Annotated in this window: 22 protein-coding genes; 17 read left to right on the top strand and 5 right to left on the bottom strand. The window is 62.3% G+C overall.

The features are described 5' to 3' along the window. Positions 1–77: 77 nt before the first annotated feature. From AC097L_RS21915 to AC097L_RS21895, 5 genes are read left to right on the top strand one after another with little or no spacing between them, the layout of a single operon-like run. On the top strand, positions 78–1,070 hold the full coding sequence (locus tag AC097L_RS21915; protein WP_479588842.1) for an ABC transporter substrate-binding protein: 993 nt from the start codon (positions 78–80) through the stop codon (positions 1,068–1,070). A gap of 56 nt (positions 1,071–1,126) precedes the next feature. Next, a complete protein-coding gene (locus AC097L_RS21910; protein ID WP_479588841.1) occupies positions 1,127–1,924 on the top strand; it encodes an ABC transporter ATP-binding protein in 798 nt (265 codons plus the stop codon). Next, complete coding sequence (locus AC097L_RS21905) at positions 1,921–2,745, top strand: ABC transporter permease (RefSeq protein ID WP_479588840.1); 825 nt, start codon at positions 1,921–1,923, stop codon at positions 2,743–2,745. Before AC097L_RS21910 ends, AC097L_RS21905 begins: the two co-directional genes overlap by 4 nt. A 13-nt stretch (positions 2,746–2,758) precedes the next feature. Then, complete coding sequence (locus AC097L_RS21900; RefSeq protein ID WP_479588839.1) at positions 2,759–4,117, top strand: FAD-binding oxidoreductase; 1,359 nt, start codon at positions 2,759–2,761, stop codon at positions 4,115–4,117. Next, complete coding sequence (locus tag AC097L_RS21895; RefSeq protein WP_479588838.1) at positions 4,114–4,614, top strand: RidA family protein; 501 nt, start codon at positions 4,114–4,116, stop codon at positions 4,612–4,614. Before AC097L_RS21900 ends, AC097L_RS21895 begins: the two co-directional genes overlap by 4 nt. On the opposite strand, the gene lnt is transcribed toward AC097L_RS21895, so the two are convergent. The 3 genes from lnt to AC097L_RS21880 all read right to left on the bottom strand — a co-directional run bounded on the left by lnt (position 4,572) and on the right by AC097L_RS21880 (position 7,789). Continuing rightward, the gene (lnt, locus tag AC097L_RS21890) at positions 4,572–6,137 is read right to left on the bottom strand and encodes an apolipoprotein N-acyltransferase (RefSeq protein WP_479588837.1); all 1,566 of its coding nucleotides are present in this window, start codon (positions 6,135–6,137) and stop codon (positions 4,572–4,574) included. The two genes, AC097L_RS21895 and lnt, sit on opposite strands and share 43 nt — an antisense overlap. Next, positions 6,137–7,024 (bottom strand): HlyC/CorC family transporter, encoded by an 888-nt coding sequence (locus AC097L_RS21885; RefSeq protein WP_479588836.1) that lies wholly within the window; start codon positions 7,022–7,024, stop codon positions 6,137–6,139. The genes lnt and AC097L_RS21885 overlap by 1 nt, the downstream gene beginning before the upstream one ends. A gap of 75 nt (positions 7,025–7,099) precedes the next feature. After that, entirely contained in the window at positions 7,100–7,789 is a 690-nt protein-coding gene (locus AC097L_RS21880) for an N-acetyltransferase family protein (protein ID WP_479588835.1), read from the bottom strand. 219 nt (positions 7,790–8,008) lie between these two features. On the opposite strand from AC097L_RS21880, the gene AC097L_RS21875 reads away from it, so the two are divergent. Continuing rightward, a complete protein-coding gene (locus AC097L_RS21875) occupies positions 8,009–8,569 on the top strand; it encodes an HdeD family acid-resistance protein (protein ID WP_479588834.1) in 561 nt (186 codons plus the stop codon). A gap of 13 nt (positions 8,570–8,582) precedes the next feature. On the opposite strand, the gene AC097L_RS21870 is transcribed toward AC097L_RS21875, so the two are convergent. Continuing rightward, complete coding sequence (locus tag AC097L_RS21870; RefSeq protein WP_479588833.1) at positions 8,583–9,056, bottom strand: Lrp/AsnC family transcriptional regulator; 474 nt, start codon at positions 9,054–9,056, stop codon at positions 8,583–8,585. A gap of 159 nt (positions 9,057–9,215) precedes the next feature. On the opposite strand from AC097L_RS21870, the gene AC097L_RS21865 reads away from it, so the two are divergent. Both AC097L_RS21865 and phhA read left to right on the top strand, forming a co-directional pair. Then, positions 9,216–9,998 (top strand): transporter substrate-binding domain-containing protein, encoded by a 783-nt coding sequence (locus tag AC097L_RS21865; protein ID WP_479588832.1) that lies wholly within the window; start codon positions 9,216–9,218, stop codon positions 9,996–9,998. Beyond that, positions 9,986–10,876: a phenylalanine 4-monooxygenase gene (gene phhA / locus AC097L_RS21860; RefSeq protein WP_479588831.1), complete on the top strand. Its 891-nt coding sequence runs from the start codon at positions 9,986–9,988 to the stop codon at positions 10,874–10,876. The genes AC097L_RS21865 and phhA overlap by 13 nt, the downstream gene beginning before the upstream one ends. 66 nt (positions 10,877–10,942) lie before the next feature. On the opposite strand, the gene AC097L_RS21855 is transcribed toward phhA, so the two are convergent. Next, positions 10,943–11,857: a LysR family transcriptional regulator gene (locus AC097L_RS21855; RefSeq protein ID WP_479588830.1), complete on the bottom strand. Its 915-nt coding sequence runs from the start codon at positions 11,855–11,857 to the stop codon at positions 10,943–10,945. A 191-nt stretch (positions 11,858–12,048) separates the two neighbouring features. Here AC097L_RS21855 and AC097L_RS21850 point away from each other — a divergent pair, with 191 nt between their 5' ends. The 9 genes from AC097L_RS21850 to AC097L_RS21810 all read left to right on the top strand — a co-directional run bounded on the left by AC097L_RS21850 (position 12,049) and on the right by AC097L_RS21810 (position 20,321). After that, positions 12,049–13,080, top strand: a complete 1,032-nt coding sequence (locus tag AC097L_RS21850; RefSeq protein WP_479588829.1) for a 4-hydroxythreonine-4-phosphate dehydrogenase PdxA — start codon at positions 12,049–12,051, stop codon at positions 13,078–13,080. Positions 13,081–13,100: 20 nt separating this feature from the next. Continuing rightward, positions 13,101–14,273: an L-rhamnonate dehydratase gene (locus AC097L_RS21845; RefSeq protein WP_479588828.1), complete on the top strand. Its 1,173-nt coding sequence runs from the start codon at positions 13,101–13,103 to the stop codon at positions 14,271–14,273. Positions 14,274–14,278: 5 nt separating this feature from the next. Continuing rightward, positions 14,279–15,193, top strand: coding sequence for a dihydrodipicolinate synthase family protein (locus AC097L_RS21840; RefSeq protein ID WP_479588827.1), 915 nt, complete (start codon positions 14,279–14,281; stop codon positions 15,191–15,193). 141 nt (positions 15,194–15,334) lie between these two features. Further along, positions 15,335–16,147 (top strand): transporter substrate-binding domain-containing protein, encoded by an 813-nt coding sequence (locus AC097L_RS21835; protein ID WP_479588826.1) that lies wholly within the window; start codon positions 15,335–15,337, stop codon positions 16,145–16,147. 189 nt (positions 16,148–16,336) lie between these two features. Then, entirely contained in the window at positions 16,337–17,059 is a 723-nt protein-coding gene (locus AC097L_RS21830; RefSeq protein ID WP_479588825.1) for an amino acid ABC transporter permease, read from the top strand. After that, a complete protein-coding gene (locus AC097L_RS21825) occupies positions 17,056–17,700 on the top strand; it encodes an amino acid ABC transporter permease (RefSeq protein ID WP_479588824.1) in 645 nt (214 codons plus the stop codon). Before AC097L_RS21830 ends, AC097L_RS21825 begins: the two co-directional genes overlap by 4 nt. Further along, positions 17,693–18,424: an amino acid ABC transporter ATP-binding protein gene (locus tag AC097L_RS21820; RefSeq protein ID WP_479588823.1), complete on the top strand. Its 732-nt coding sequence runs from the start codon at positions 17,693–17,695 to the stop codon at positions 18,422–18,424. The genes AC097L_RS21825 and AC097L_RS21820 overlap by 8 nt, the downstream gene beginning before the upstream one ends. Positions 18,425–18,444: 20 nt before the next feature. Next, positions 18,445–19,389, top strand: coding sequence for a YncE family protein (locus tag AC097L_RS21815; protein WP_479588822.1), 945 nt, complete (start codon positions 18,445–18,447; stop codon positions 19,387–19,389). Continuing rightward, the gene (locus tag AC097L_RS21810; protein WP_479588821.1) at positions 19,389–20,321 is read left to right on the top strand and encodes an amidohydrolase family protein; all 933 of its coding nucleotides are present in this window, start codon (positions 19,389–19,391) and stop codon (positions 20,319–20,321) included. The genes AC097L_RS21815 and AC097L_RS21810 overlap by 1 nt, the downstream gene beginning before the upstream one ends. The last annotated feature ends 116 nt before the right edge of the window (positions 20,322–20,437 follow it).

Raw genomic sequence — 20,437 nt, 5'->3', positions numbered from 1 at the left:
GGGTGAAGGCCCGCTATTTGCATCACTCCGTCCGTTCCTTCGTCTTTCCTCCAACCGCACTTCGAAAGGTCCCCACCATGCGCAAGCCCATTGCCTTCCGTCTCGCCAGTCTCGCCAGTTTCGCCGCCGTCACCCTGGCGGCAGTTTCCGCCCAGGCGCAGGACAAGTTCACCTACATGACCAACTGGTACGCGCAAGCCGAGCACGGCGGCTTCTACCAGGCGCTGGCCGAGGGCACCTACAAGAAGTACGGCCTGGACGTGACGCTGAAGATGGGCGGCCCGCAGGTCAACATCACCCAGATGATGGCGGCGGGCCAGGCCGACTGCATCATGGGCTCCAGCGACATCCAGATGATCCAGGTGCGTGAAGGCGGCGTGCCGGTGGTCAACGTGGCGGCCTACTTCCAAAAAGACCCGCAGGTGCTGATCGCGCACGACGACGTGAAGAAGTTCGAAGACCTGAAAGGCAAGACGCTGCTGATCGGTGCCCAGGCGCAGCGCGGCTACTGGCCGTGGCTGAAGACCAAGTTCGGTTTCACCGACGAGCAGACCCGCCCTTACACCTTCAACATCCAGCCCTTCGTGGCCGACCCGAACACGGCGCAGCAGGGCTACCTGACCTCCGAGCCCTACGCCATCCAGAAAGCCGGGGTAAAAACCAGCGTGCTGATGTTCAGCGACCACGGTTTTCCGGCCTACGCCACCACCGTATCCTGCATGGACAAAACGGTGAAGGAGCGCAGCAAACAGGTCGCCGCCTTCGTCAAGGCCTCGGCCGAGGGTTGGAAGAGCTACCTGGCGAATCCGGCACCCGCCAATGCGCTGATCAAGAAAGACAACCCCAACATGACCGACGACCAGCTCGCCTACAGCGTAGCCAAGCTCAAAGAGATGGGCATGGTCACCGGCGGCGACGCGGCCACGCAAGGTATCGGCGTGATGACCGATGCGCGCGCCAAGGCCAGCTACGACTTCCTGGTGGCGGCCAAACTCATCGACGCGTCCAAGGTCGAACTCGCCAAGACCTACACGACCGAGTTCGTCAAAGACCTCAAGGTGCTGCCCTGAGCTGGACAACGCCTGACCCGACGCACCAGCACACCCCCCGTCACAACCATACGACCATGGCGCACGGCATACCTGCGGTGGAGATTCTCTCCGCCGAGAAAACCTACCCCAACGGTACGCAGGCGCTGCTGCCAGTCGACCTGCGGATTGCCGAGGGCGAGTTCGTCGCCCTGCTCGGCCCGTCGGGCTGCGGCAAAAGCACGCTGCTGAAGATGATCGCAGGCATGCTGGAGCCTAGCGACGGGCGGCTGCTGGTGTGGCGCAAGCCGGTCGCCGAAATCCACAACTGTCCGCAGAAACTATCGTTTGTCTTCCAGTCGGCCACGCTGATGCCCTGGGCCAGCGTGCAGACCAATGTGCGCCTGCCGCTGGACCTGGCCGGCGTGCCGCGCAAAGAAGCCGACGCGCGTGTGACCGAGTCGCTGGCGCTGGTCGGGCTCGACAAATTTGCCAGCGCACTGCCGCGCGCGCTGTCGGGCGGCATGCAAATGCGGGTGTCGATTGCGCGCGGCCTGGTCACCCAGCCCGACCTGCTACTGATGGACGAGCCCTTCGGTGCGCTGGACGAGATCACGCGGCACAAACTGGATGCCGACCTGCTTGACCTGTGGCGCGAGAAAAAGCTCACGGTGGTCTTCGTCACCCATTCGATCCACGAAGCAGTATTCCTGTCGAGCCGCGTGGTCATGATGGCCGCGCGCCCCGGGCGGGTGGTTGAGCAGTTCCAGATCGACGAGCCCTACCCGCGCAGCGCCGACTTCATGGTGTCGCCCCAGTTCAGCCGCTACGCCAAGCAACTGCAGGACAGCCTGCTGCGCGCCAGCATCACACAAGCCGAGGAGCCCGCAACGTGAGCAAGACCCCGCAATCACGACAGCGCACGCCACTGCTGCACCAGCCACAGGTTCAGCGCGTGGTCTACCCGTTGCTGGTCGGCGCGGTGCTGGTCGGCCTTTGGCAGGCGATGGTGACCCTGATGGAGCTACCGCCCTACCTCGTGCCCTCGCCCTATCTGATGCTGGAAACCCTGGTGAAAGACTGGGTTCCGCTAGGCAATGCGCTGCTGGTCACGCTGAAGATCACGGTGTTCTCGTTCGTGCTGGCCACCGTAGCCGGTGTGCTGATCTCCTTCCTGTTCGTGCAGAGCAAGCGCATCGAGACGGCGCTGTTCCCCTATGCCGTGCTGCTGCAGGTCACACCCATCGTGGCGGTGGCGCCGCTAATCATCATCTGGGTGAAGAACCCGGTGGCGGCCATGACAGTGTGCGCCGCGCTGGTGGCACTGTTTCCCATCATCGCCAACACCACGCTCGGCCTGCGCAGCATCGACCCCGACCTGCAGAGCTACTTCAAGCTCAACCGCGCCACGCGCTGGCAGCAACTGGTGCGCCTACGCATTCCGAGCGCGCTGCCTTATTTCTTTGGCGGGCTGCGCATCTCCAGCGGCCTGGCGCTGATCGGCGCGGTGGTGGCCGAGTTCGTGGCGGGTACCGGCGGCTCCGGTGCAGGCCTGGCCTACCAGATTTTGCAAGCGGGCTTTCAGCTCAACATTCCCCGCATGTTCGCCGCGCTGCTGCTCATCTCGCTCACCGGCGTGGGCCTGTTCGTGCTGATGGCCTGGCTGTCAAAGCTGGCGCTCGGCTCCTGGCATGCCAGCGAGCTTTCCCAAGATTGAGGACAACGACACCATGAACGCACCCGCTTCCGCCATCGAACAATTACAGCTCGAACTGCCCGGGCTCGACTGGATCACCGACCCTGGTCGCATCGCGCGGCTGTCGCAAGACTTTGCGTGGTTCAGCCCGGTGCTCAAGCGCCAGCTAGAACACAAACGCGCCGACCTGGTGGTGCGCCCGCGCACCGAGGACGAGATCCGTGCCGTGGTCGGCGCCTGCGCGCGCCACCAGCTGCCCATCACCATCCGCGGCAGCGGCACCGGCAATTACGGCCAGACCACCCCACTGGCAGGCGGCGTGGTCCTCGACATGACCGGCTACAACGCGCTGTGCTGGCTGCGCAACGGCGTGGCGCGTGCGCAGGCCGGCATCCGCCTGGGCGACATCGAAAAGCGAACTAAGCCCGCTGGCTTTGAGCTGCGCTGCATGCCGTCCACCTACCGCAGCGCCACGCTCGGCGGCCTGTTCGGCGGTGGCTTCGGCGGCATCGGCTCGATCAACTACGGCCCGCTCGCAGCGCCCGGCAACGTGCTCGGCGTGCGCGCCATGACCATCGAGGCCGAGCCGCAGACCGTCGAGCTGCGCGGTGACGAGGCGATGCGCATGCACCACCTGTGGGGCACCAACGGCCTGGTGCTGGAGCTTGAGGTGGCGCTGGCACCGGCCCAGCCCTGGCTGGAGACGCTGGTGACCTTCAGCGAATTCGATGCAGCACTGGCCTTTGGCGATGCCTTGGCGCGCGCCCCCGGCATCGACAAGCGCGAAGTCGCCTTCTTCGCCAGCCCGGTGCCGGACCACCTGGGCCAGCTCGCCGAATTTTTGCCACGCGGCTGCCATGCGGTGCTGTCGCTGGTGGCCGAGTGTGGCGAGTCGGCCTTGCTGGAACTCGCGGCGGCGCACGGCGGCCACATCAGCTACCGCCGCTGCGCCGAAGAGGTGCAGAAGAGCAACCGCACGCTGATCGAGTTCACCTGGAACCACACCACCCTGCACGCGCTGCGCATCGACAAGACGCTGACCTACCTGCAAAGCAGCTTCACGCCCGGCCAGCATGTGCAGCAGATCACCGAGATGGAAAAGCTGTTTGCGGGCGAGGTGCTGATGCATGTGGAATTTCTGCGCGGCATGGATGGGCAGTTGACCTGCAGCGCGCTGCAGCTGGTGCGCTTCAGCACCGAGGAGCGGCTCGATGAGATCATCCGCATCCACCGCGCCCACGGCGTGCGCATCAACAACCCGCACACCTTCATCGTGGAAGACGGCAAGGCGGGCGGCGCACTGCCGCCCGAGATAGTCGCAATGAAGCAGCGCTTCGACCCGCTAGGCCTGCTGAATCCAGGCAAGCTGCGCGACTGGCCGGTGAAGGCATGAGCGCCGCGCCAGCGCCGGGCATGGGCACGCCGATGGCGAATTACGCTGCGGCCCGGCGCGTGGGCGATTTCGTCTTCATGAGCGGCGTGGTGGCGGTAGACCCGGTGCGGCGGCTGGCAGTGAGCAGCTACGACGACATCCCCGAGGCTGCCCGCGCCGCGCTACGGCCGCTGGGCTTTGTGACCGGCCAGATGTCGGTCGACGTGTACGAGGCGCCCATCGTGGCGCAGAGCTGGTTTGTGCTGGAGCGCATCCGCCAGCTTGCGGTGGAGCACGGCGGCAGCATGGCCGACGTGGTGAAGCTGGTGCAGTACTTCCGCGATCTGCGCCACTACCCGGCCTACAACCGGGTGCGCGGCCTGTTCTATCCGGGCCAGCCGCCGGTGAGCACTGTGGTGGAAGTGGCGCGCTTCCTGCCGGGCGATGCGCTGCTGGTCGAGGTTGAGGCGACGGCTTATTTGCCCCTACCGCTGTCCATACCGTCACCGTCGCGCTGACGCCGGCCCAGCACGGCGACCGCCAGCAACGACAAGCCCCACAGCGGCCACAGCCCCATGCGGGACACCCACCAAGCATAGGGCGTGATGCGCCAGCCGCTGGTGGCGTTCAGCCCCCGGCCCTCCACCTCACCCACCAGCACATCGCGCGTCAGCCGAGGCAGCGCCTGCACCACCCGACCGCGGTGGTCGATGATGGCGGTGGCACCGGTGTTGGTGGCGCGCAGCATGGGCCGCTCGAACTCCAACGACCGCATGCGCGAAATGCTGAGATGCTGGTCAATCGCCAGCGAGTCGCCAAACCAGCCAATGTTGCTGATATTGACAAAGATGGTCGGGGCCTTTGCCGGGTCGATGAAGCGCGCGCCCAGCTCTTCGCCAAACAAATCTTCGTAGCAAATATTCGGTGCCAGGCGCTGGCCCGCCACCACCAGGGACGGCTGGCCCACCGCACCCCGGTTGAAGTCGCCCAGCGGGATGTGCATCATCTCGGTAAACCACTTGAACAGCGGCGGTATGAACTCGCCGAAAGGCACCAGGTGGTGCTTGGCGTACTCGTATGGCTGCGGCTGGCCGGGTTGCAGACCCACCACGGCATTCAGGTAGCCGTCTTTGGTATTGCCCAGCGGCACGCCGACCAGGGCGGTTTGCCCACCGCTGGCGAAGCGTTGCAGCAGTCCGGCCCAGTAACCCGCAGGCAACTGCTGCGGCAGCATGGGAATGGCGGTCTCGGGGGCCACCACCAGCGGGGTGCGGGCCTGGGACAGCTGTTCGCCGTACCAGTTCAGCGCCACCGGCACACCGGCACCCAGCTCAAACTTTTCGTCCTGTGGAATATTGCCCTGCAGCAGCGTGACCGGCAGGCGGGCCGCGGGGTCGTTGGGCGGCTGCACCACAGAGTCGGCCGTGGCCACCAGCAGCGCCACCAGCGCCAGCACCCGCCACTGGCGCAGCACCACGCACGCCGCCACCAGCGAGGCCATCCAGCCCACGCCATACACACCTACGTACGGGGCCAGCAGTGCCAACCCGTCCAGCTGGGCATAGCCGCCCGCGCCCCAGGGGAAGCCGGTCAGCCACTGCCCACGCGCCAGTTCGGCCAACAACCATGAAAATGCAAAAACAATAGCACGAAGCGTAGGTGGAATATGCGCTAGCGCCTTAAAACATCCACATGCCAGTGCATACAGCAGCGCCAGGGCTGCGGCCAACCCGCCCACCGCCAGCACGGCCAGGACCGCAGGCAGGCCGCCGTAGGTATGCATCGAAATAAACAGCCACCAGAAGGTGCCGCTCAGCCAAGCCCAGGCAAACACCCAGCCCAGCAGGGCCGCGCGTCGGGGCGTGGCAGCGCGCTCCACCAGCCAGTACAGGCCGGCCATCGACAGCAACTGCAGCCACCACAGCGGCTGTCCGTTCCAGGGGTTGGCGATGGACAGGGCCTGGGCCAGGCCCGCCACCAGGCTCAAGCCCAGCGCAAAAGGAGTGGGAGGGACGCGGTTGCGACCGAACAGGCCGCGCATCAACCGGTCAGGTCGGTATCGGCCACCGGCGACACCTTGAACCAGCGCACCGCGCCGCCCTTGGCGTGCAGCACCACAAAGTTCAGCCCGGCCATGGCATGGTGCTCGCCACGCTTGGGCACGTGGCCCATTTCGTGGGCGATCAGGCCGCCAATGGTGTCGAAGTCGTCGTCGGGGTCGGTGCTGGCCAGCTTGACGCCAAAGGCTTCGTTGACGCGCTCGATGGAGGTGTCGCCGCTGACGCGGTAGGTGCGATCGGCCAGGCCAAAGATGTCGCCCTCGTCCTCGGCAATGTCGAACTCGTCTTCGATCTCGCCGACGATCTGTTCCAGCACGTCTTCGATGGTGATCAGCCCGGCGATGCGGCCAAATTCATCGACCACGATGGCCAGGTGGTTGCGGTTGCCGCGGAAATCGCGCAGCAGGTCGTTCAAGCCCTTGGTTTCGGGCACAAACACCGCCGGGCGCAGCAGCGCGCGGATGTTCAGCTCAGGGGCCCGCTGCAGCTTGAGCAAGTCCTTGGCCATCAGGATGCCGATGATGTTTTCTTTTTCGCCCTCGTAAACCGGAAAGCGCGAGTGGGCGGTTTCGATCACGATGTGCAGCAACTCGTCAAACGGCGCAGCAATGTTGAGCCGGTCCATGCGCGTAGCCGCCACCATCACCTCGCCCGCGGCCATGTCGGCCATGCGGATCACCCCCTCCAGCATGGCGCGCGACTCGGCACCAATGATGTGGTTGTCCTCGGCTTCGGACAGGGTTTCCAGGAGTTCGTCGCGCGAATCGGGTCCGGGGTGGATAAATTCGGCGAGTTTTTGCAGAAAGCCGCGCTTGTCTTCCCGTTCAGGGACAAAGGAAGACGAGCGCGCGGGGTAGGGGTCTGACACAGCCTTGGATGCAGGACGGGCGGTTGTTAACAAGCGCCAAGGATAGCTGATCCCTACGACAGCGGCACGAAAGCATCAGGCCGCCGACTTGTGCCGCGCATCCTTCAAACCTTGGCGCACGCTCTGGAGGCCACTGAGCAGGTCCCAAAAATTTTTGGCCTGGGTCTTGAACTGGTAGTCGGTCTGGGCGATCTGCTCTGCCAGCATTTCGGTGACGCGGCTGTCCAGCGTGGCGGGCGGCAGGCGCAAAAACGCCTCGGCTTCGGAGCCATCGCGCTCCACCGTGGCGCCGGCTTTGCGGGCGATTTTCAGCATGGCGGTGTTTTCGCTCAGGGCGTGAACAAACAGCAGCTCCACCCCTTCGTTGCTGGCGTGCATGGTGGCCCGGTCGAACAGGCGCGCGCCATAGCCCCGGCCACGGGCCGTGGGCCGCACCGACACGCCAAACTCGGCGCAGGACTTGAACTGCGGATTCACCGAATACGCCAGGTGCGCCATGGCAATCAGCTCCAGCTTGCGGTTGTAAATGCCAAAGATGTCGTCTTTCACAAAATTGAGGCTATGCACGTACTCCAAGATATTGCGGTCGGCGGCGTTGTAGCCAAAGCGCAGGTAGCGGTCGCGCGGGTCCAGCGCCAGCAAATGGGCGGCGATGCGCTCGCGGTGGCCCACGCCCAAAGAGCGGATGGGCACCAAAATGGGCGAGGCTGCCCGCGAGGCGACCAGGGCCAAGGGTGCAGAGGACGGGTTTTGAAAGTCGGGCATCCTTGGAATATACGGGTTTTCCCTTAAAAATCCAGTCCAACACCCCGTCTGGGCCATGAACTAGGGGTGCCCACCAAAATCAATGCCAAATAATGCCGCTCTGCGCGGTTCCAAAACAGCAATTCGCCATAAGTACATTGTCGAGACGGCATAAACTTTGCATTCAATCTGTTTTAAAAAGCACATTACCGTATTTATTCACAGACAAGAGATCCCCATATGCGCATACATACCGATTATTTTTTAACCCAAATGGGTCGGCAATGGGGCTGGGTGGTGTTTCGCGGACTGGTGGCAATCCTGTTTGGCGGATTGGCCTTGTTGGTTTCCAACCGTGAATTTGAAACGCTGACACCGATCTGGGGTGCCTATGTGGTAGCCGACGGCTTTCTGGCCTTGCTCACGGCCTACCAGATACGCGAAAAAAACCATCCATGGTGGTCACTGGCGCTGGAGGGGCTGGTGGGAGTGTGTGCCGGGTGGGTGATCTTTGCCTTGCCAGGCAAAACCATGGGCCTGCCATCGCTGGTGGCCCTGTGGTCCCTGGCCATGGGTACGCTGCAGATGGTGTCAGCGATGCGCATGCGCCAATCCATCAGGGGCGAGTGGAGCATGGTCTTGTCAGGTGCATTGGCCGTGCTGTGTGGCGTGCTGCTCCTCATCATCCCCAGTAGCTATGTTGTAGCAATCGACTGGTTGATCATCGGTTTTGCCATCAGTTTTGGCGCGCTGGTGGTAGCGTTTGGCCTGCGTTTGCGCAGCGCGGCTTACGCAAGCTGAATCTTCCAGAAAGCTACACCGGCAAGGCCGTGGTGGCCTTCACGTGGTCCAGTACAAAGCTGGTTTTGCAGTCTTCCACACTCGGGTGCTTGAGCAGCGTGTCCATGATGAAGCGGGCGTAGGCGGCCATGTCTTGCACCACCACGCGCAGCAAATAGTCCATTTCCCCTGTTAGTGACGCGCATTCCACCACCTCGGGCCAGGTCTGCACGCTGGCACGGAATACGTCCATCGGGTTGCGCTTGTGGCTTTCGGTATGCTTTTCCAACCGCACATTCAGATATGCGGTCAACCCCAAACCCACCGCCTCGGGCTTGACCAGAGCCACATAGCGGTCAATCACCCCGGTGTCCTCCAGCCGCTTCACGCGGCGCAGTACCGCACTGGGCGACAGACTCACCTGCTCTGAAATCTGGTCGTAGGTGGCCCTGCCATCGGCTTGCAGGCTGCGCAGAATCAGACGGTCAATCTTGTCGAGTGTTTCCATCGGCGTGATTTTGCAGCTTTCCTGCGCCAGCCACCAGCAGACAGCTGAATTTGCAGAAAAACGCCAGCGCCACAGACCTACAGTAGGCCCATGCCCATAACGCAGGCCTGCCCTGCCAGCGTAGACTGCCACCACCCCATTCACCCCTTGAGGATGTCCATGTACCCCACTGTTCTTCGCGCCTCTTTTGCATTCACCGTCGCCTGGGGCTGCGCACTCGGTGCCCAGGCCCAAACCGCCTCCACGCTCGACACTGTGGTGCAAACCGGCGTGCTGCGCGCCTGTACGCCCGGCGACTACAAGCCCTTCAGCTTCCTGCGCGCCGACGGCGTGTTTGAAGGGATGGATGCCGACCTGGCGCAGTCGCTGGCCAAGGCCCTGGGGGCCAAGCTAGAGTTCGTCAAAACCAGTTGGGCCAACCTGCTGCCCGACATGGTGGCGGGCCGATGCGACATCGGCGTGGGCGGCATCTCGGTGACCACCGAAAGGCAGAAAAAAGCCTTCTTCAGCACCGCCTACATGGTGAACGGCAAAACACCTATCGTGCGCTGTGCCGACGTGGGCAAGTTCCAGTCGCTGGCCGACATCGACAAACCCGGTGTGCGCGCCATCGCCAACCCTGGCGGTAGCAACGAACGCTTTGCCAAAGCCAACTACAAACAGGCCACGCTGACCATCCACCCCGAAAACCTGACCATCTTTGACGAAGTGCTGCAAGGCCGTGCCGACGTGTTTGTGACCGAAGCCGCCGAAGCCCTGGTGCAGCAAAAGCTCAAGCCCGGCCTGTGCGCCATCAACCCCGACAAGCCACTGCAGTACGGCGAAATGGCCTACCTGCTGCCGCGCGGCGACGTGCCTATGAAGGCCTTTGTCGACCAGTGGCTACATCTGGCGCAGGCCACGGGTGAGTACCAGCGTACGGCGGACAAATGGCTGCGCTAACCCCTCTGGCGCACACCGGCGCAGCCCCGGTGGTCTACGGCGAGGGCAGTCGTCCGCCGCGGGGTGACTACGCCCGCGATGGCCTGGTTCTGGCCGATTACACCTGCCCGCAAAATTACGCCGCCTACACGCCGCAAGACCACGACACCTACCGCCGCCTGTTCGAGCGCCAGTCGGCCCTGGTGCCGGGCCTGGCCTGCGATGCATTCATTGAAGCCCTGCCCTTGCTGGGCGTGCGCGACCGTATTCCGCGCTTTGAGGAAATCAACGCCCGCCTGACCCCGGCCACCGGCTGGGAAGTGGTGGCCGTGCCGGGGCTGATCCCCGAGGTGCCGTTTTTCACCCTGCTGGCGAACCGCAAGTTCCCGGTGACCGACTGGATCCGTACGCCCGAAGAGATGGACTACATCGTCGAACCGGATGTGTTCCACGACCTGTTTGGCCACGTGCCGCTGCTATTCAACCCGGTGTTTGCCGAGCACATGCAGGCCTACGGCGCGGGCGGCCTGAAAGCCCACGGCCTGGGCGCCTGCGAACTGTTGTCGCGCCTGTACTGGTACACCATCGAATTCGGCCTGGTGCGCCAAGCGGACGGGCTGCGGGCTTTTGGTGCGGGCATCCTCAGCTCGGCCGGAGAGTTGCAGCACAGCGTGCACAGCCCCGATCCGCAGCGCATCGCCCTGGACGTGACCCGCTGCATGCGCACCCGCTACAAGATCGACAGCTACCAGCAAACCTACTTTGTGATCGACAGCTTCCAGCAGCTGTTCGACATGACCGCCCCCGACTTCACCCCGTTGTATACCCAGGTGCAGACGCAGGGCGAGTTGGCCGCCGATGCGCAAGCGCCAGGCGATGTACGCATCACCTTGGGTTGAAGCTATATTTTTTATAGCTACTAGCGCAGGTTTTATATGCGCTAGCGGCCTAAAAAGCTTAAAAACCTAGGCATGGAGCAACTCTAGAAACCGGGCCGTTGCCACACCCAAAGGCCGGTCGCTGCGCACAATGCTGCCGTAAGCCGCCAGCTTGTGGTTGATGGTGTAGGACAGTATTTTTAGCAGCCCGTGGGTCTGGTAGCGGCTGGCGCTGGACTCTGGAATCACCGCAATCATCTGGGTCTTGAAGATCAGGTTGGTGGTGGTGAGGATGGACGAGGTCTCGATCAGTCCGCGGTGAAATCCCGTATGGTGGTCGCGAAATTCCTGCTCCAGCACCTCGCGCATGGGGCTGCCATGGGGCTGCAAAATCCACGGAAACTGCAGCATGTCTTCAAATGACACGCTGGCTTTATCGGCCAGCGGATGGTCCACGGCCACCACCACCGACAGCGGCTCCTCGCCAATCGGCCGAAAGTGGTGGTTCTGCCGCGCCGGGCCCAGCATGCGCCCAATCACCACGTCCAGCGCGCCCTCACGCATCTGCTCCACCAAGCGGTCGCTGGTGTCCACCGCAATCTCGATGGACAGCAGCGGGTACTCCTCTTTGAGGCGGATCAGGCTGTCGGTTAGCAGCCCCGGGGACGCGGCCATGATGCTGCCGATGAACAGTTTGCCGGCCCCACCCAGGCGCAAGTCCTCCAGCTCGCGGTTTAACGCCTCCATGGTGCCGCGCATGCCGCGAAAGGTGTTCATGACCGCCTGCCCGGCCGGGTTTAGCTGCAGTCCCCGCCCCACCCGATCAAACAGAGGCTGGCCCAGCGCGTCCTCCAGTTCGTGCAGCATCTTGGTGGCTGCGGGCTGGGTCATGCCCATCTGCTGCGAGGCAGCGTGCAAGGTGCGGTGTTCGTCAATCGCCAGCAGCAAGGCCACCTGGCGCATGCGCAGGCGGTTCAGGAGCTGGGTGGTGGTGTCGGTCATTTGATAACCCTAGGCAATCAATACATCAAATACTTTCACTATACGGGAATCAATCAGCTGCCTAACATACGCTCCAACCTAACGCATTGCGAAGACTTTGTGACCGGAGACAAGCCCCCTTTTATCGCCAGCCCGCCTGGTGGTGACTGGATGCCTGCGTCCGGTTGGAACCCAACCTACTGGACACCACCATGCAGACTGCCACTCCCTCTGCCACCCTACCCGTCGTGGCCCTCACGCTGGGTGATCCTGCAGGCATCGGCCCGGAACTGATCGCCCGCCTGCTCGGCCAGACCGATGCCACGGCGCATGCCAACATCGTGCTGGTGGGCGATGCCTGGCTTTGGGCCGAGGGCCAAAAAATCGCCGGTGTACAAGTCGCCACCCAGCCCATGCGCAGCTTTGCCGAGGCTCGCACCCGGGCCGATACCTCGCAAGCGGCGTGGCTGCCCATGGACACCGTGGCCGCTGCACAGGTGGTGCGCAGCCAGGCCCAGGCCATCGGCGGTGCGTCGGTGCTGCAGGTGCTGAATGCCTGCATGGATGCCACCCAGCGCGGCGAAGTGGATGCCATCTGCTTTGCCCCGCTGAACAAGTTCGCCATGAAGCAAGGCGGCCTGCAGTTTGAGGACGAGCTGCACCACTTCGCCCAGTACCTGGGTGTCCAAACCTACTTTTGCGAGTTCAACACCCTGGGCGATTTGTGGACCTCGCGCGTCTCCTCGCACATCCCGCTGAAAGATGCCGCCAGCTACCTCACGCAAGAGCGCATCGAGCAGGCTGCCACCTTGATCTACCGCTCGCTGCAGGCCAGCGGCATTGCCAGCCCGAAGGTGGCGGTGGCGGCCTTTAACCCGCACGGTGGCGACGGCGGCACCTGCGGGCGCGAAGAGATCGACACCATTGCCCCGGCGGTGGCCGCGCTGAAAGCGCAGGGCATCGCGGTAGAGGGCCCCTTTCCGGCCGACACCATCTTCCTCAAAGCGCGCGATGGCGAGTACCAGGCCATCGTCACCATGTACCACGACCAGGGCCAGATCGCCATCAAGCTGATGGGCTTCAGCAAGGGCGTAACGGTACAAGGCGGCCTGCCCGTGCCCATCACCACGCCGGCCCACGGCACGGCCTACGACATCGCAGGCCAGGGCAAGGCCGATGTCAACGCCACCTACAACGCATTCCGCATCGCCGCCCGCATGGGCCTGGCTAAACACCTGAACTGAGAAACTGAGAAAGAGACACCATGAAAATCACCGCCGTCCGCGCCCGCGTCTTCGAATGGAAGGGCAAAACCGTGCCGCCCCTGGGCAACTTCTGCTCCAACGCCATGGACCTGGTTTACTCCAAGACCGAGAGCATGAGCACCTTCCGCTTCCACTCGTGGACGGTGGTGGAGATTGAAACTGACAGCGGCATCATCGGCCTGGGCAACGTGGCCCTGGCCCCCAAGATCGCCAAGGCCATCATCGACGAGTACCTGGCCCCGCTGGTCATCGGCCAGGACCCCTGGGACTATGAATACCTGTGGCAGCGCATGTACCGCGCCACCCATGCCTGGGGCCGCAAGGGCGTGACCATGGGCGCGATTTCGGCCATCGACCTGGCGATCTGGGACATCCTGGGCAAGTCGGTCAACAAGCCGGTCTTCAAGCTGCTCGGTGGCCGCACCAAAGAGAAAATTCCTTGCTACTACAGCAAGCTGTACCGCACCGATTTAGGTGAGATGCAGAAGGAAGCCCAGGCCTTCAAGGACCAGGGTTTCACCGCATTCAAGATGCGCTTTGGCTACGGCCCGGCCCACCTGCAACACGGTGTGGCCGAAAACCTGAAATCGGTGGAAGCCGTGCGCGAAGTGATTGGCTATGACAACGACCTGATGCTTGAGTGTTACATGGGCTGGAACCTGGAATATGCCAAGCGCATGCTGCCCAAGCTGGCCAAGTTCGAACCCCGCTGGCTAGAGGAACCGGTGATCGCCGACGACATCGACGGCTACGCCGAACTCAACGCCATGGGCATCATCCCGATCAGCGGCGGCGAGCATGAATTCAGCCTCTACGGCTTCAAGCAGCTGCTGGACAAAAAAGCTGTCAGCGTGGTGCAGTACGACACCAACCGCGTCGGCGGCATCACCGCTGCGCACAAGATTAATGCCCTGTGCGAGGCCCACAGCGTGCCGGTCATTCCACACGCAGGCCAGATGCACAACTACCACTTGACCATGAGCACCATCGCCAGCCCGATGAGCGAATACTTCCCGATGTTCGACGTGGAAGTGGGCAATGAGCTGTTCTATTACATCTTCAAGGGCGAGCCGGTGGCGGAGAACGGCTTTGTACAGCTAGACGACAATACGCCGGGCCTGGGCCTGACGCTGAACACCGATTTCCTCAACCAGTTCGTGATCACGGAGTGAGCGAGATGGCTGCTCGCTTCAAAGGCGTATTTCCCGTCGCGCCCACCATCTTTCACCCTGACGGCACACTGGACCTGCCCGGCCAGAAGCGCTGCATCGACTTCATGGTGGACGCGGGCTCGCACGGCATCTGTATTCTGGCCAACTTTTCCGAGCAGTTTTTGCTGTCGGACGAAGAGCGCGAGGTGCTGACGCGCACCGTGCTGGAGCACGTCAATGGCCGGGTGCCAGTGATCGTCACCACCACGCATTTCAGTACCGATGTCTGCATCGCCCGCAGCCAGCGCGCCCAGGCCCAGGGTGCGGCCATGGTGATGGTGATGCCGCCTTACCACGGGGCCACTTTCCGGGTGCCCGAGGCGCAGATCTTCGAGTTTTACGCCCGGCTGTCGGACGCGATCAACATTCCCATCATGGTCCAGGACGCACCCGCCAGCGGCACAGTGCTGTCTGCGGCCTTCCTGGCGCGCATGGCCCGCGAGATCCAGCAGCTCAGCTACTTCAAGATCGAAACTGCGGGCGCTGCCAGCAAGCTGCGCGAGCTGATCCGCCTGGGCGGCGATGCGGTGGAAGGTCCGTGGGACGGCGAAGAGGCTATTACCCTGCTGCCCGACCTGGATGCCGGAGCTACCGGTGCGATGACCGGCGGCGCCTACCCCGACGGTATCCGCCAGATCATGGATGCCTACGCCGCAGGCCGCCGTGAGGATGCCATGGCCGCATACACCCGCTGGCTGCCCTTGATCAATTACGAGAACCGCCAGGGAGGCATCTTGACGGCCAAGTCGCTGATGGCCGAAGGCGGTGTAATTGGCTGCGAAGCTCCGCGCCATCCCTGGCCAGCAATGCATCCGAATGTCCGTGCGGGCCTGATCGAGACCGCCAAGCGGCTGGACCCATTGGTTTTGCGCTGGGCATAAATACTACTTTTTTGATAGCTGCCTGCGCTGGTAGCTATTGCGCCAAAGCCTTAAAAAGCTTGAGAAGTTGCAGCCCAGGTCGAAAGGCTTGGAAAAGCGCCTGTAGCACCACAGATTTTCAAAATCCACAAGGAGAACACTATGGCTATTTCCCAGAAAATTGAACGCGCACTGCGCAAGCTCGCCTTCTGCGCCGCAGCACTAACTTTGGGTCTGGTAGCGACGCACGCCAGCGCCATCACGTCCGAGGAGATCATCAAGCGCGGCAGCGTGAAAATTGGAGTTCTGTCCGGCGTACCGATCTATGGAACGGTAGATGCCAACGGCAACCCCGCTGGTTATGACATTGATGTGGCGCGCTTGCTGGCCAGCTACCTCGGCGTCAAAGCAGAGTTGGTGCCCCTCGTGCCCCCAGCCCGCATTCCGGCATTGCAGGCCAGCAAGGTCGACTTTCTGGTGGCGACGCTGGCGGCAACACCAGAGCGTGCCAAAGTGGTCATGTTTACCGCGCCATACAGTGCGTTCCAGATGGTCATCGTGGCGGGCAAGAGCACAGCCCTGGACAAGCTTGACAGCCTGAATGGCAAGCGTGTCGGGGTCAACCGTGGCTCCAGCCAGGAAACAGCATTGACCCGGGCCAACATCCCCGGCCTCCAGATCGTCCGCTTCCAGGACGATGCCACCGTGGTACAGGCCCTGCTGGCGCAGCAGATTGACGCCGCAGCCGTTCCAGACGGTGTCGCCAAAGATGTGATGAAGCAGCAGCCCGACGTAGATATGGCCATCAAGTTCACCTTCTTTCACCAGCCCAATGCCATGGCGGTGCGGCTGGAAGAAAACGAGATGCGCGACTGGCTGAACAAAGCCATCGCCAAGATGACCGCATCGGGCGAGCTGAACAAGATAGCGCTGAAATGGACGGGTAACCCGCTGGCCGACCTGAGCAAGCCCTAAGCCCCTGGCCGGACGGTGACGGCCAGCGATCTCGGCTTAGCATCCCCGCGCAAGTTGCCGCACACCACTTTGCGCCGATGCCGAAGCCCCTGGCAACCGCTGACCCTGCCGCCCCGCCCTTGATACAAATTTTCCCCTGCAACAGATGGCGCGCATCGCAGCCTGGTTTGCGGAGGACCGGAGAATCTCATGGCATATCAATTTCAATTCGAGCCGGTCCTGGCGCACCTCGACCAACTGGCCGAAGGTGCGCTCATGACCATCGAGCTTTCGGCCGGCGCCATCTTCTTCGGAACCGCGATCGGCATAGCAACAAGCGGCGTGCGCTGGATCCATGGCGGGCGCATACGCAGTTGCATCGACGCGTATGTGGAAGTAGTGCGCAACACGCCTTTTCTGGTACAGCTGTTCATCCTCTTTTTTGGCTTGCCCGCGCTGCACATGCGGGTGACGGCCACCGAGGCCGCGCTTATCGGCATGGTCATTAACCTGGGTGCCTATTCCACAGAAATCATCCGCGCCGGTATCGACTCCATACACCGTTCACAAATTGAAGCGGGGGCATCTTTGGGCATGACGCCGCTGCAAATTTTTCGGTACATCGTCATCAAGCCAGCGATTGCCAAGGTCTATCCCGCGCTGTCCAGCCAGTTCGTCCTGATGATGCTGGCCTCCAGCGTGACATCCGCCATCTCGACGCAAGAGCTCTCGTCCATCGCCTCGCAAATCGATTCAGAAACCTACCGAAGCTTTGAGGTCTACATCCTGGTAACGCTGGTCTATCTGGGTCTGGCCCTGGTGTTCAAAGCTGTCTTGGCGCTGCTGGCCAGGCTCATTTTGGCGCGGCGGCAGACAAAGCCAGGCGGCAAGGGTGACGGTGCCATATCAACTATCCAGGAGGTACTCCCATGATCCGCTCCCTTGGCTGGAATGACTTGCTGTTCTTTTTAGGCGCCTTGCGCTGGACCGTGCTGCTGGCCAGCATTGCCTGCGTCTGCGGTGGCGTGCTGGGTCTGGGCGTGGCCCTGGCCCGGGTGGCCCGCTCCCGCGCAATCCGAACTGCGGCCGCCACCTACATCCAGATCGTGCAGGGCACACCCGTGCTGATGCTGCTGTTTCTGTCGTACTACGGACTGAGCCTGCTCGGCTACGACCTGCCGCCCATGATCGCAGCCAGTGTCTCCATGAGCATCTATGTCAGCGGCTACCTCGGCGATATCTGGCGCGGCTCCATACAGTCGGTGGCCCAACAGCAATGGGAGGCATCAGAAAGCCTGGGGATGACCCGGGCACAGCAGTACCGCCACGTCATTCTTCCGCAAGCCATCAAGATTTCATTGCCGCCCACGGTAGGTTTTATGGTGCAGGTGGTGAAGAACTCGTCCATCGCGTCCATCATCGGTTTCGTCGAACTTGCCAAAGCCGGTCAACTGATCAACAACGTGACATTCCAGCCGTTCGCGGTCTTCCTCATCGTGGCAGCACTGTATTTTTGCGTCTGCTACCCGCTTTCATACTTCAGCCGCAGGCTGGAAAGGAAATCCCATGCCTGAGATCGTAGTCAACAACATCCATAAAAGTTTTGGCACCGTCAAGGTTCTGCAAGGAACCTCGATCAGCGTCGAAACCGGACAGGTCTTTGCCCTGATCGGCCGCAGCGGCTCAGGCAAAAGCACCATGCTGCGCTGCATCAATGGGCTGGAGACGATTGATGCCGGCAGCATCACGGTGGCAGGCCACACGCTGGACAGCAACCCCAAGCATCTGCGCGCACTGCGTGCCGATGTAGGCATCGTATTCCAGAGCTACAACCTGTTTCCGCATCTGTCGGTCGGCGAAAACATCATGCTGGCCCCTATGGTGGTGAAGAAAATGAAACGCCCGCAAGCCCGTAAGGACGCAGAGGAAGCGCTGAAGCTGGTGGGCTTGGGCGAGAAGTTCGATGTCTATCCCGACACGCTGTCGGGCGGCCAGCAGCAGCGCGTGGCCATTGCCCGATCGCTGGCGATGAAACCGCGCGTGATGCTGTTTGACGAAGTTACATCCGCGCTGGACCCGGAGTTGACGCAAGAAGTGCTGAGCGTCATGGAAACCCTGGCCCGTAAAGGCATGACCATGGTGCTGGTGACCCATGAAATGGCGTTCGCCCGCAAGGTTGCCAACACCACGGTCTTTATGCACCAGGGCCGGATATGGGAGTCCGGCCCTTCACAAGAGCTCTTCACAAATCCGCAGACGCCGGAAATGCGGCAATTCTTGAGCGCCGACGTTCACTGAAACCACTACTGGAACCCATGATGCCCCAACAAGAAACTCTGCTGCTGGTTCAAAAGTGTGCCCACACCTTCAGTTTTTACGATCTGGCCACCGGTCAGGCACAAAAGCACATCGTGCTGCCCAACTTCCCGCACGAATTCACCGTGGACCCGGTGCGGCGGCTGGCCTATGTAGGGCATTACGGCATAGAGACCGCCAGCCATCTGGGGGATGTAGGTGGACATTCGGTGTTCGTGATCGACTTGGAAAAGCGTGCACATGTGCATACCCTGAACATCTGGCCGTTCTACCGGCCCCATGGTCTGACCGTGGACGCGCAAGGACGTTTGTATGTGATGTCCGAAGCGCACAACACCTTATTGCGCTTCTCAGACCCGGTGAACCGCCACGTACCCGATCTGGCCGTGGCCTCAGGCGGCTATAAAACCCATTTGTTTGCACTGACCCGGGATGCCAATACAGCGTATGCACTGAACCTGCTGTCCAACACTGTCACCAAGATCAAGCCGAACGACCCGACCTTCACCCCTGTGGCCATGGTGCCCGGCCCGGTGCCCGAGGGCAATGTGCTGTCTGCGGATGAATCGCTGCTGTATGTGGCGAATCGCGGCGACGACACCATCGTGGCGGTAGATACCGCCAGCATGCAAATCGTGGCCCGGGGTAAAACACGGCGTGATCCGAACCGGGTTTACCGCTTCCGCGGCGCCAACGGCCAGGACCTGCTGCTGACCACCAACTCGGGCGAACATTCGCTGTCGATATTCGACACCGATCTGCATGAGCAGCACTGCTTCAAGCTACCCAGTAATCCCCTGGCCTTGTCCTTCCATCCACTGGACCGTGCGGTCTATATCTCGTTCCAGGACGAGACCGTGCGCCGCCTCAATCTGGACAGTTTCGAATTCGAGCAGGAGATCAAAACCCTGCGCGAACCCGATTCTTCCTACGTTTGGCAACACTGATGGATGCAATGCCCGTCGTGGATGCCCACCACCACCTGTGGGACCTGTCGCTGGGTAGCTACCCCTGGCTGCAGCACGGCTACGACCCGCAGGCATTTTTTCTGGGCGACTACCGATCGTTGTGCCAAAACTTTCTGCCGCCCGACTACCGCGCCATTAGCCACAGCAGCCAGGTGGTCGCCACCGTGCATGTGGAGGCCGAACGCGACCGCAGCCAGCAGGTGGCCGAAACTGCCTGGTTGCACGAGATGCATGCCACATACGGATTCCCAAATGCCGTGGTAGCCCATGTCTGGCTGGACCGACCTGAAACTGCGGAGCGGCTGCAGGAGCAAATGCGCCATCCGCTGGTACGCGGCATCCGCAGCAAGCCGGTGACCGCAGCACAGGCAGGGGCGAGCGTGCAAGGCCAACCAGGCACCATGCAGGACGAACGCTGGCTGCGCGGCCTGGCCCTGCTGGACCAGTACGGCCTGAGCTGGGATTTGCGCGTGCCCTACTGGCACCTGGCCGAGGCCGCCGAGGTGGCGGCGCAGTTTCCCCAACTGCGCATCGTGCTGAACCACCACGGCTTTGCCTGGGACCGCAGCCCCGAGGGGCTGCAATGCTGGCGCAATGCCATGGAAGTGCTCGCGCAGCAGCCCAACGTGCACGTCAAGCTGTCCGAATTTGGACTGCGCGACCAGCCCTGGAACTGGCAGGACAACGCCTACATCGTGCGCGAAACACTGGCCATCTTTGGCTGGCAGCGCTGCATGTTCGCCAGCAACTTCCCAGTTGCCGGCCTGCGCATCGGCTACCGCGACCTGGTCGCCGGCATGCAGCGGATCCTGGGCGACCTGGCTCCTAAGCAGCAGCAGGCCGTGATGTGCGACAACGCCCTGCGCTTTTACCGTATCGAAACGCCAACTCTTTCACCTCCAGACCTATGAAACACGACAACTACATCAACGGCCAATGGATCGCGGGTGCCAGCTACGCCCCCAACATCAACCCGTCCAACCTGGGCGATGTGATCGGCGAATACACCCAGGGCGACGCGGCCCAG

This window comes from Rhodoferax sp. RT5P35, assembly GCF_056521385.1.
Note: the sequence above shows the minus strand (reverse complement) of the source record. Positions and strands in the feature narration are given on the sequence as shown.

Excerpts from the sequence above, each read along its gene's own strand:
- AC097L_RS21915 (WP_479588842.1), top strand. The coding sequence starts at position 78 with ATGCGCAAGCCCATTGCCTTCCGTCTCGCCAGTCTCGCCAGTTTCGCC.
- AC097L_RS21910 (WP_479588841.1), top strand. The coding sequence starts at position 1,127 with ATGGCGCACGGCATACCTGCGGTGGAGATTCTCTCCGCCGAGAAAACC.
- AC097L_RS21900 (WP_479588839.1), top strand. The coding sequence starts at position 2,759 with ATGAACGCACCCGCTTCCGCCATCGAACAATTACAGCTCGAACTGCCC.
- AC097L_RS21895 (WP_479588838.1), top strand. The coding sequence starts at position 4,114 with ATGAGCGCCGCGCCAGCGCCGGGCATGGGCACGCCGATGGCGAATTAC.
- lnt (WP_479588837.1), bottom strand. The coding sequence starts at position 6,137 with ATGCGCGGCCTGTTCGGTCGCAACCGCGTCCCTCCCACTCCTTTTGCG.
- AC097L_RS21880 (WP_479588835.1), bottom strand. The coding sequence starts at position 7,789 with ATGCCCGACTTTCAAAACCCGTCCTCTGCACCCTTGGCCCTGGTCGCC.
- AC097L_RS21875 (WP_479588834.1), top strand. The coding sequence starts at position 8,009 with ATGCGCATACATACCGATTATTTTTTAACCCAAATGGGTCGGCAATGG.
- AC097L_RS21870 (WP_479588833.1), bottom strand. The coding sequence starts at position 9,056 with ATGGAAACACTCGACAAGATTGACCGTCTGATTCTGCGCAGCCTGCAA.
- AC097L_RS21865 (WP_479588832.1), top strand. The coding sequence starts at position 9,216 with ATGTACCCCACTGTTCTTCGCGCCTCTTTTGCATTCACCGTCGCCTGG.
- phhA (WP_479588831.1), top strand. The coding sequence starts at position 9,986 with ATGGCTGCGCTAACCCCTCTGGCGCACACCGGCGCAGCCCCGGTGGTC.
- AC097L_RS21855 (WP_479588830.1), bottom strand. The coding sequence starts at position 11,857 with ATGACCGACACCACCACCCAGCTCCTGAACCGCCTGCGCATGCGCCAG.
- AC097L_RS21850 (WP_479588829.1), top strand. The coding sequence starts at position 12,049 with ATGCAGACTGCCACTCCCTCTGCCACCCTACCCGTCGTGGCCCTCACG.
- AC097L_RS21845 (WP_479588828.1), top strand. The coding sequence starts at position 13,101 with ATGAAAATCACCGCCGTCCGCGCCCGCGTCTTCGAATGGAAGGGCAAA.
- AC097L_RS21840 (WP_479588827.1), top strand. The coding sequence starts at position 14,279 with ATGGCTGCTCGCTTCAAAGGCGTATTTCCCGTCGCGCCCACCATCTTT.
- AC097L_RS21835 (WP_479588826.1), top strand. The coding sequence starts at position 15,335 with ATGGCTATTTCCCAGAAAATTGAACGCGCACTGCGCAAGCTCGCCTTC.
- AC097L_RS21830 (WP_479588825.1), top strand. The coding sequence starts at position 16,337 with ATGGCATATCAATTTCAATTCGAGCCGGTCCTGGCGCACCTCGACCAA.
- AC097L_RS21825 (WP_479588824.1), top strand. The coding sequence starts at position 17,056 with ATGATCCGCTCCCTTGGCTGGAATGACTTGCTGTTCTTTTTAGGCGCC.
- AC097L_RS21820 (WP_479588823.1), top strand. The coding sequence starts at position 17,693 with ATGCCTGAGATCGTAGTCAACAACATCCATAAAAGTTTTGGCACCGTC.
- AC097L_RS21815 (WP_479588822.1), top strand. The coding sequence starts at position 18,445 with ATGCCCCAACAAGAAACTCTGCTGCTGGTTCAAAAGTGTGCCCACACC.
- AC097L_RS21810 (WP_479588821.1), top strand. The coding sequence starts at position 19,389 with ATGGATGCAATGCCCGTCGTGGATGCCCACCACCACCTGTGGGACCTG.